Source organism: Paraburkholderia ginsengisoli NBRC 100965 (assembly GCF_000739735.1).
Lineage (GTDB): Bacteria > Pseudomonadota > Gammaproteobacteria > Burkholderiales > Burkholderiaceae > Paraburkholderia > Paraburkholderia ginsengisoli.
Genome location: NZ_BBJF01000021.1, coordinates 26586 through 37086, shown reverse-complemented (window position 1 = coordinate 37086; position 10501 = coordinate 26586). Strand labels below are relative to the sequence as shown.

Annotated in this window: 7 protein-coding genes; 3 read left to right on the top strand and 4 right to left on the bottom strand. The window is 61.4% G+C overall.

Translation table 11 applies throughout. From position 1 onward, the window contains the following. The 3 genes from BGI01S_RS30390 to BGI01S_RS24975 all read right to left on the bottom strand — a co-directional run. The coding region (locus tag BGI01S_RS30390; protein ID WP_303621172.1) for an ESPR-type extended signal peptide-containing protein at positions 1–744 on the bottom strand (744 nt) is incomplete at its 3' end. Positions 745–1884: 1140 nt separating this feature from the next. Then, positions 1885–2421, bottom strand: a complete 537-nt coding sequence (locus BGI01S_RS24980) for a single-stranded DNA-binding protein (RefSeq protein WP_042328837.1) — start codon at positions 2419–2421, stop codon at positions 1885–1887. Between the two features lie 149 nt (positions 2422–2570). After that, positions 2571–3758, bottom strand: a complete 1188-nt coding sequence (locus tag BGI01S_RS24975; protein WP_167335678.1) for an MFS transporter — start codon at positions 3756–3758, stop codon at positions 2571–2573. A 345-nt stretch (positions 3759–4103) separates the two neighbouring features. On the opposite strand from BGI01S_RS24975, the gene uvrA reads away from it, so the two are divergent. The 3 genes from uvrA (at position 4104) to BGI01S_RS24960 (ending at position 9539) form a co-directional block, all read left to right on the top strand. Next, positions 4104–6977, top strand: coding sequence for an excinuclease ABC subunit UvrA (gene uvrA / locus BGI01S_RS24970; protein ID WP_042328834.1), 2874 nt, complete (start codon positions 4104–4106; stop codon positions 6975–6977). A 34-nt stretch (positions 6978–7011) separates the two neighbouring features. Further along, positions 7012–8097: an AI-2E family transporter gene (locus BGI01S_RS24965; RefSeq protein ID WP_042328833.1), complete on the top strand. Its 1086-nt coding sequence runs from the start codon at positions 7012–7014 to the stop codon at positions 8095–8097. Between the two features lie 215 nt (positions 8098–8312). After that, a complete protein-coding gene (locus BGI01S_RS24960; RefSeq protein ID WP_042328832.1) occupies positions 8313–9539 on the top strand; it encodes a PepSY-associated TM helix domain-containing protein in 1227 nt (408 codons plus the stop codon). Between the two features lie 85 nt (positions 9540–9624). Here BGI01S_RS24960 and purU read toward each other — a convergent pair whose 3' ends face one another. Further along, positions 9625–10494 (bottom strand): formyltetrahydrofolate deformylase, encoded by an 870-nt coding sequence (purU, locus tag BGI01S_RS24955; protein WP_042328831.1) that lies wholly within the window; start codon positions 10492–10494, stop codon positions 9625–9627. Positions 10495–10501 lie beyond the last annotated feature (7 nt).

Genomic DNA, 10501 nt, shown 5'->3' with positions numbered 1-10501 from the left:
CAACGGGTTCAAATCGCCCGCCGCGACGTTCAGGACCTTCTTGCCCTTAACGTCAACCGCGTTATCCGTGCCGTTGAACTGCACCGCCGCCGCATCCAATGCCGACAGCGCGCCGCCGACGCTGATCTGCGTAGTGCCCGCCACCTTGTAGCTCGGTGCGCTGACCGTGCCGTTTTCAGCCACGGTCGAACTACCGCCCAATGCGCTCGCGACCGATTGGCTTGCACCATACAACTGGCTGCCATTCACCGCGTCAGTGCTGCTCGACGACAAGGTACCCGCTGCAAGGCCGGTAATCTTGTTGGAGTTCATCTGCACCGTACCCAGCATCGAAATACCGGCCGTGCCCAACAACTCGAGCGTGCCGTTCTTGTAACCGGTTACGCGGGCTGTCGCCAAAGAGAAGCCGGCGCCACCGGTATCCGCGCCCGCGTTGTTAAGCGAAAAGGAGTAAGTCCCGGTACTACAGTTCAATCCCGTACCACCGCCCGTGCCCGTGCCAGGCCCCCAACTCGTTCCGGACATAGAGCCGGTACTCGAATTACACAACTGCAGCCCGGCGCCGGTGGTGTCAGCCGCCTGCGCGCTGGACGCCCCCCAAAGCCCTGATAGCGCTGCGATGGCCACGACGGCCTCAACCACGACGCGTGATTTGCTCCGCTTGCCGCGTGCAGAGGTGTTTTCGGATGCTGCCACCCATGACCCAAGCGCTTCATTCCATATACTGATATACGACTTGTTCATCAAATAACTTCATTTAAATTAAATGGATCTTTTACTAATAACTGAATTGGCCGCGCATCGACTTCTCACAGGCTGGCGAAATTTCGCTACCACACTGCCGACCATGCGGGGTCCGCGTATGTACCTTCAGCCCAAGGCATGCCGCGAGAAGGAGCGCGCAATAAATTCTGAAAAACCAAAACCCTTAATAGTGACGCCAAATATTCCAGAACTCTTAATTTCGTTTGTTTTCCAGGCATCGAGCCCTGAGGTCGATTTGAATTCAAGAAGCTGATCAAATAGCTATGGCGGTATAACGCCAAATAACTCTGAACGCGATGAGACAGAAGACGGATCATGTGGATACGCGACTCGACACGTGCTCACAACCCAAGTGCATCAATTCGCCACGCTCGATTTCCACGTTTGCTCGTGGCGCCGCAAAAAAATAGAACAAGACAATCTGCCTAACCTTCATTGCCCCCTCATAAGCAGAATAGCGGAGGCGCCATACGCCAGATATAAAACAAATTAGATTCTTGTCGCATGCCGCAGTTGAATTCTCGACGTGCCCAGAATTTTAAAAATACCGAACATCTGGACGTCTTTTTTCCGCGCCGCCAAGCAGTGGCCGCGTCGATTCGTCGCATTTTGAATTTAAAATGATCGGCCACAGCACACCAACAAGCTATTCAGCGCCAAGTTTTTATTTTTAAGAAAATTCGACGATGAAATATAGCGTGGACAACGATAGGCGACTATCGATTAGATTCGATTTTTCTGGACGGGACTTTGACTTGACTTTATTTAACTTTCTCCTCGCGGAAAGCGTCCGCCAAATAGGATTTCCGAGGGAGGCGCGCTCGGCCAGCCTTCGAATAGTCGGATTTAACAGGGGAGAGACGTGGTGCGATCTTTTAGCTGCGCGGTCAGAGCCTGAGCGATTCAAGGGTGGTGCCCCTCGTCGGGTCTTATGAAGAGCCAATCACGAGGCGTGCCGTCGAATGAACTTGTTTGTGTTTAGACGACGCCTTCGCTCGTCGCAAGAAATGACAAAGCGAGAGGAAACTTGCGTTTCACTCTCGCCCGGAAAATCATCCTGAACCAGTCTTCTGCATGAGAATCCGCCCACTAGACTTGCGGATCTCAGCTCACTCGACCTTAGAACGGAATATCGTCGTCCATCTCATCAAAGCCGCCGCCCGCCGGCGCGCTCGGACGGCTGGAACCGCCGCCACCACTGCCGCTGCCGCCACGCGAAGCGCCGCCGCCCGACATTGCCCGACCACCACCGCCGCTACGCTCCGACGGCTCACCGCGGCTATAACCGCCGCCTTCGTCGCCGCCGCCCATCGAGGAGCCGCCGCGGCCGCCCAGCATTTGCATCTGCTCGGCGACGATTTCGGTCGAGTAACGATCGGTGCCGTCCTGCGCCTGCCACTTACGGGTGCGGATGCGCCCTTCCAGGTACACCGACGAGCCCTTCTTCAGATATTCCGAAACGATTTCCGCGAGACGGCCGAAGAACGACACGCGGTGCCATTCGGTGGCTTCCTTCATCTCGCCGGACGCCTTGTCCTTGTACCGGTCCGTCGTCGCAAGGCGGATGTTCGCCACTGCGTCGCCGCTCGGAAGATAGCGGACTTCCGGATCGGCTCCGAGATTGCCGACGAGAATGACCTTGTTCACGGATGCCATGAGTTTCTCCTGTTGATTCCGTTGCGGGCGGCGCGGCACTGCGCGGTTCGCGTCTCATGGCTGGCAGGCCGAGATCGGAACAGCGCCTCTGCCCGCCGCCGGGTGAGTTCTGGGTGAGTTCGGGATGTGCCCCCGAGTACGCAGCCGTATTACGCTTTGCGCGGCGGCTGCTTCATCTTTGCGGCGATTATAAGCCAGCAAAAGACGAGCCCCGAGCAGGTGAAAAACACTGCGCTTTGTCCGTCCACTTTCAGCAGCCAGCCGCCGATCATTCCGCCCAGTGCAAGACCAATCGACTGCGTGGTGTTGTACACGCCGGCAGCCGCGCCCTTGCGGGTGCCGGGTGCCAGTTTCGACACCAGCGAAGGCTGCGATGCCTCGAGAATATTGAACCCCAGAAAGTATACAAAGAGGATCGCCGCCACACTCAGAATCGTATGCGGAGCGACGCCCAATAACAACTGGCCAATCAGGATAAGACCGATCGCGGACAGCAGCACGATCTTCATCTTGCCGCGCTTCTCGGCGGCGATGATCGCCGGCACCATCATCACGAACGACAGGCCCATCACCGGCAAATACACCTTCCAGTGCGAAGCGACCGGCAGGCCGCCCGCTTCGAGAATGCGCGGCACGACGAGGAACAGCGCGGTTTGCGTCGCGTGCAGCACGAGCACGCCGAAGTTCAGGCGCAGCAATTCGACGTTGTGCAGCACTTCGGCGAATGGCGCGCGCACGTGCACGGGCTTCGGCGCGTCGGGCACGATCCACAGCACCACGCCGATCGCGAGGATCGAGAAGATGCCGACGAGCGTGAACAGCCCGCTCATGCCGATCCACTGGAACACGATCGGCGCACCGACGATTGCCACCGCGAACGACACGCCGATACTGCCGCCGACCATCGCCATCGCCTTGGTGCGATGCTCCTCGGACGTGAGGTCGGCGATGAACGCGATCACCGCGGACGACACCGCGCCCATGCCCTGGATCACCCGGCCGACGATGATCCACGTCATGTCGTGCGCGCCCGCCGCGACGAAGCTGCCGAGCGCGAAGATCAGAAGGCCGGTTGCAATGACCGGCTTGCGGCCGATCTTGTCCGAGATCCAGCCGTAGAAGATGTAGAGCATCGACTGCGTGACGCCGTACGCGCCGAGCGCGATGCCGACCAGCAGCACGTTGTCGCCGCCGGGGATGGTCTTCGCGTAGATCGAGAACACCGGCATGATCATGAAGAGACCGAGCATGCGCAGCGCGAAGATGGCGGCAAGCGACACGGTCGCGCGCAATTCAGGCGCGCTCATGCGTGTGGAAGTGGCGGACGGATTGGACATCGGGAGCGTTCTTTGAATGAGCTGGGCGGCACACCGCGGGCGACCGGCCGCGGGCAGCCGGTCCGTCGGGACGGCCACGCCAGCCGGCTTATCACGGATGACGGGATGCCCTGCGGCGCGACGTTGGAGCCGGCGGCCTGGGCACCTCCGCCGACGCCTCGCGGTGCCTTGTACTCGCGGAAAACGGCCCCAGTTAGCCCTCTTCCCCGCGGCGCTGAACCGCAGCCTTACAGCTTGCCTCGCGCGTTGTTCGCGCTGTCAGGAAGCCGTAACGGCGACCTTGAAAAGTCGTTATAGTAGCAGGTTTAGCCTCTTCCTCTTTCCGCCAGTTCATGGAATAAATCCGTGGAACAAATCCGTATTCGTGGGGCTCGCACCCACAACCTGAAGAACGTCAATCTCGACTTACCCCGTCACAAGCTCGTCGTCATTACGGGCCTTTCCGGCTCGGGAAAATCGTCGCTTGCGTTCGACACGCTCTATGCGGAAGGACAGCGGCGCTACGTCGAAAGTCTCTCCGCCTATGCGCGCCAGTTCCTCCAGTTAATGGAGAAACCGGACGTCGATCTGATCGAAGGTTTATCGCCGGCAATCTCGATCGAACAGAAAGCGACCTCGCACAATCCGCGCTCCACGGTCGGCACCGTCACCGAGATTCACGACTATCTGCGCCTGCTGTTCGCGCGGGTCGGCACGCCCTATTGCCCCGATCACGAGATCCCGCTCGAAGCGCAAAGCGTGTCGCAAATGGTCGACGCGGCGCTCGCGTTGCCGGAAGAAACGAAGCTGATGATCCTTGCGCCTGTGGTGGCAAACCGCAAAGGCGAGCACGTCGAGCTGTTCGAGGAAATGCAGGCGCAGGGCTTCATCCGTTTTCGCGTGCGCTCGGGCGGCGGCACCGCCAACGAAGGCGTCGCGAAGATCTATGAAGTCGACTCGCTGCCGAAGCTGAAGAAGAACGACAAGCACACGATCGACGTCGTCGTCGACCGTTTGAAAGTGCGTCCGGACATGAAGCAGCGTCTCGCGGAATCGTTCGAAACGGCGTTGCGTCTCGCCGACGGCCGCGCGATCGCGCTCGAAATGGATACGGACAAGGAGAAGCTGTTCAGCTCGAAGTTCGCCTGCCCGATCTGCTCGTATTCGCTGCAGGAGCTGGAGCCGCGCCTCTTCTCGTTCAACAACCCGATGGGCGCCTGCCCGGAATGCGACGGCCTCGGCCAGATCACTTTCTTCGATCCGAAGCGGGTGGTCGCGCATCCGTCGCTGTCACTCGCGGCGGGCGCGGTGAAGGGCTGGGACCGACGCAACCAGTTCTACTTCCAGATGCTGCAAAGTCTCGCGGCATTCTACGAGTTCGACATCGACACGGCCGTCGAAGATCTGCCGGAGAAGGTCCGCAAGATCCTGCTGTTCGGTTCGGGCAAGCAGGAGATTCCGTTCTCGTATATCAACGAGCGCGGCCGCACTTCGGTGCGCGAGCATGTGTTCGAAGGGATCATCCCGAATCTGGAGCGGCGTTACCGCGAGACCGACTCGGTCGCGGTGCGCGAAGAGCTCGCCAAGTATCAGAACAACCAGCCGTGTCCGGCTTGCGCCGGCACGCGCTTGCGCCGCGAAGCGCGCTTCGTGCGGATTGGCGCGGACGGCGACGCGCGCGGCATCTTCGAAATCAGCGGCTGGCCGTTGCGCGACGCGCTCGGCTATTTCCAGACGCTGCGGCTGGAAGGCTCGAAGCGCGAAATCGCCGACAAGGTCGTGAAGGAGATCGTCGCGCGGCTGATGTTCCTGAATAACGTCGGGCTCGATTACCTGTCGCTCGAACGCAGCGCGGAAACGCTGTCGGGCGGCGAAGCGCAGCGCATTCGCCTTGCGTCGCAGATCGGCTCGGGCCTCACCGGCGTGATGTACGTGCTGGACGAACCGTCGATCGGCCTGCATCAGCGCGACAACGACCGGCTCATCGCTACGCTCAAACATCTGCGGGATCTCGGCAACTCGGTGATCGTCGTCGAGCACGACGAGGACATGATCCGCATGGCCGACTACGTGGTCGACATGGGTCCGGGCGCCGGCGAACATGGCGGCATGGTGATCGCCGAGGGCACGCCCAAACAGGTGCAGGCGAACGCGGCGTCGATGACCGGGCAGTACATGTCCGGCGCGCGCAACATCGAATTCCCCGACGAACGCAAGGCGCCGGACGAGCGGCGTCTGCGTATCGTCGAGGCATACGGCAACAATCTGCAGCGCGTGTCGCTGGACCTGCCGGTCGGGCTGCTCACCTGCGTGACCGGTGTGTCCGGTTCGGGCAAGTCGACGCTGATCAACGACACGCTGTATCACGCAGTCGCGCATCACCTGTACGGCTCGGCCACCGAGCCGGCGCCGTACGAATCGATCGAGGGCCTCGAACATTTCGACAAGGTCATCAACGTCGACCAGTCGCCGATCGGCCGCACGCCGCGCTCGAACCCGGCCACCTACACGGGCCTCTTCACGCCGATCCGCGAGCTGTTCGCGGGCGTGCCCGCCGCCAAGGAACGCGGCTACGATCCGGGCCGCTTCTCGTTCAACGTGAAGGGCGGCCGCTGCGAATCGTGTCAAGGTGACGGTGTGCTCAAGGTGGAGATGCACTTTTTGCCGGACGTGTACGTGCCGTGCGATGTCTGTCACGGCAAGCGCTACAACCGCGAAACGCTCGACGTCCAGTACAAAGGCAAGAACATCAGCGAAGTGCTCGACATGACGGTGGAGAAAGCCTACGAGTTCTTCAAGCCCGTTCCGGTCGTCGCGCGCAAGCTGAAGACCTTGCTGGACGTGGGTCTGGGCTATATCCGGCTGGGCCAGTCAGCCACTACACTGTCGGGCGGCGAGGCGCAGCGCGTCAAACTATCTTTGGAACTGAGCAAGCGTGATACGGGTCGCACGCTATACATCCTCGACGAGCCGACTACCGGGCTGCACTTTCACGACATCGCGCTGCTGCTGGAAGTGATCCATCGGTTACGCGACCAGGGTAATACCGTCGTGATCATCGAGCATAATCTCGATGTAATCAAAACCGCCGACTGGGTCATCGACCTCGGTCCCGAAGGCGGTGCGGGCGGCGGGCAGATCATCGCTCAAGGCACGCCGGAGCAGGTGGCGAAGTCGAAGGCAAGTTTTACCGGCAAGTATCTGGCGCCGCTACTCAAGCGCGCTGCCAGCAAAAAGTAACGCTGCACAACACGGGTGGGAGACGGGATAAGCCATGGCCAAGCGGAATCAGGCGCGCGACGACGGGCAGGTGCAGGACCTACGCCCACGCCCGGTCAGGCTGACTAGCGACATGAGCCTGCCGAAGTTGTCGGCAGTCGAAATCGGCAGTTATGTTCTGATGCTGGCCGGCATGTGGGCGGTCATTGCATTGAAGCTGCTCGGCGCGCTGCTCGCCGGGCTGCTGGTGTTTCAGCTCGTGCATACGATCGCGCCGCGCATCGAGCGCCACATGTCGAGCATGCGGGCGCGCTGGCTCGCGGTGGTGCTGCTGTCGGTGGTGATCGTGGGGGCGCTGACCGGGCTTACGCTCGGCATCATCGAGCATTTCGAAAACGACGTGCCGAGCGTGCAAAACCTGCTCGATCAGGCCATGCAGTTGATCCACCAGGCGCGCGGGCGGATTCCGCAATTCATCGCCAATTCGCTGCCGGTCGACACCGAGCAGATGAAGGCCAAGGCGGAAGAGCTGATGCACACGCACGCCAACATGCTGCAGCAAAGCGGCACGATCGCGGCGCGTGGCTTCACGCACATCCTGATCGGCATGATCATCGGCGCGATCATCGCGATCGGCGCGCAAAAGCATATCCACCGGCTGCCGCTGTCCACCGCCTTTATCACGCGCGTGAGCCGTTTCGCCGACGCGTTCCGCCGCATCGTGTTCGCCCAGGTGAAGATTTCCGCGCTCAACGCGGTCTTCACCGCGATCTTCCTGCTGGTGGTCCTGCCCATCTTCCACGACCAGTTGCCGCTATCCAAAACGCTGGTGCTGGTGACGTTCATCGTCGGCTTGCTGCCGGTCATCGGCAACCTGATCTCGAATACGATCATCGTCGCGGTGGCCTTGTCGGTGAGTTTTCCAGCGGCGGTCATGTCGCTCGTGTTCCTGATCCTGATTCACAAGCTCGAATACTTCCTGAACGCGCGCATCGTCGGCGGGCAGATCGAAGCGCGCGCTTGGGAACTGCTGATCGCGATGCTCGTGATGGAAGCGGCGTTCGGCATCCCCGGCGTGATCGCTGCGCCGATCTTCTACGCGTACATCAAGCGGGAACTGATCTATCTGCGGCTGGTGTAACTCTCCGACGCGTTGGCAGTCAGGCAAAAGCGGCACTTCGGTGCCGTTTTTTTTCGTCTTCCGCCCTTTGACCCCATAAAACGCCGACCGCTACCGCGGCACGGGACGCTTGCGGTAGTTCGCGCAAGCCCCTAAGATGCGAACAATTCCCATTTACAGACAGCTTACGCCGTGAGACTCGCCCAGCCTTTCCGCTCCCTCCTGCCGGCCCGCGCATGAGACGCCAGCTCGTTCGACTGCATCGCTGGTTCGGTGTTGCCACCGCGCTCTTTCTGTTCGTTGCCGGCCTCACGGGCGCGATCATCGCGTGGGATCACGAACTCGATGCGGCGTTGAATCCGTCGTTCTTCAAGGCCCGCACCGACGCTCCGGCGCTGTCAGGTCTGGAACTCGCGCGCCGCGTGGAAGCCGCCGACCCGCGGGTTCAGGTGACCTATTTGCCGCTGACCGCGGAGCCTGGCCATACGCTGCAGATGATGGTGCTGCCGCGCACCGACCCCGTCACGAAGCAGCCCTACCCGCTCGATTTCAACCAGATCGCCGTCGATCCCGCCACCGGCGAGATCCAGGGACGCCGCGAGTGGGGCGCCGTCTCGCTCGCGCGGCTCAATCTGATTCCGTTCATCTACAAGCTGCACTACACGCTGCATCTGCCGTTTGCCGGCGGCATCGATACGGGCACGTGGCTGATGGGCATCGTCGGCATCGTGTGGCTGTTCGACAGCGTGATTGCAATCGTGCTGTCGTTCCCGAGCGTCAAGGCGTGGCGCAAGTCGTTCGCGTTTCGTCTGAAGCGCGGCGGCTATGCGCTCACCTTTGACCTGCACCGCTCCGGCGGCGTGTGGATCTGGGGCCTGCTGATGATCGTCGCGCTGACATCGATATCGATGAATCTGTCGGGCCCGGTGGTGCGGCCAGTCGTTTCAGTGTTCTCGAAACTCACGCCGGACCCGATCAACAACCCGGAAATCCTGCGGGCTCCGCAGCCCGGCGACAAGGTGTTGAGCCGCGACCAGATCTTCCAGCTGGCCGAGCAGGCCGGCAAGGACATGCATCTCGCCGCGCCGCCGGGCGGCATCTACTACGCGGAATTCCTGCACGCGTATGGCGTGGGCTTCTACGTGCCCGGCAACGATCACGGCGACATCGGCCTTGGCAACCCGTGGATGTATTGGGACGCGGCCACTGGCAAGCTGCTAGGTAAAACGATTCCCGGCCAGGGCACGGCGGGCGACATCTTCATGCAGCTGCAATTCCCGCTGCACTCGGGGCGCATCCTCGGCCTCGGCGGACGGATTCTGCTCAGTGCGATGGGCGTCGCGGTTGCCGTGTTGAGCGCGACCGGCCTGCTGATCTGGCTGAAGAAGTTGAATGCGCGCCGCCGTTCGGCGCAGAACGCCGGGCTCGCGCGCGAGGCGGGCGGGTCGGCGGCGCGGTCGTAAAAAAGGGCTGCGTCGCGAAATCTCGCCGCAGCCCTTGTGTGCAGGTGCCGGGCGCCTCAAGCGCCCTCGCCTGCTTCAACCACTCCTACCGAAACACCACCGTCTTACTACCGTTCAACACGACGCGATGCTCGACGTGCCACTTCACCGCACGCGCGAGCGTCACGCATTCGACGTCCCGGCCAATCGCCGTCAACTGCTCCGGCGTCATGCTGTGGTCTACACGCTCCACTTCCTGCTCGATGATCGGACCTTCGTCGAGATCCGTCGTCACGTAATGGGCGGTCGCGCCGATCAGCTTCACGCCACGGTCGAACGCCTGGTAATACGGCTTCGCGCCCTTGAAGCTCGGCAGGAACGAGTGGTGGATGTTGATCGCGCGGCCGGTCAGCGCTTCGCACAGTTTCGGCGACAGAATCTGCATGTAGCGCGCGAGCACCACCAGATCCGCCTGATGCTCGTCGATCACTTCGAGCACGCGCGCTTCCTGCGCGGCCTTCGCGTCGGGCGTGCCGCCCAGCAGCGGGAAGTGATGGAACGGAATGTCATAGCTCGCGGCGAGCTGATAGAACTCCTTGTGGTTCGAGATGATCGCGGCAATCTCGATGTTCAACTGGCCGGTGCGGTAGCGGAACAGCAGATCGTTCAGGCAGTGGCCGATCTTCGACACCATGATCACGACGCGCGGCTTCACCGACGCATCGTGCAACTCCCAGCGCATGCCGAACTGCTCGGCGAGCGTCGAGAACGACGTGCGCAACATCTCCAGGCCCGGATCGCCGCCCACCTGCTGAAAATGCACGCGCATGAAGAACTCGCCGGTGCCGCTATCGCCGAACTGCGCGGAGTCGAGAATGTTGCTGCCACGCTCGAACAGAAAGCCCGACACGGCGTGAACGATGCCGGGCCGGTCGGCGCACGACAGTTTGAGGATAAAGCTGTGATCGGTCGACATGACCTGG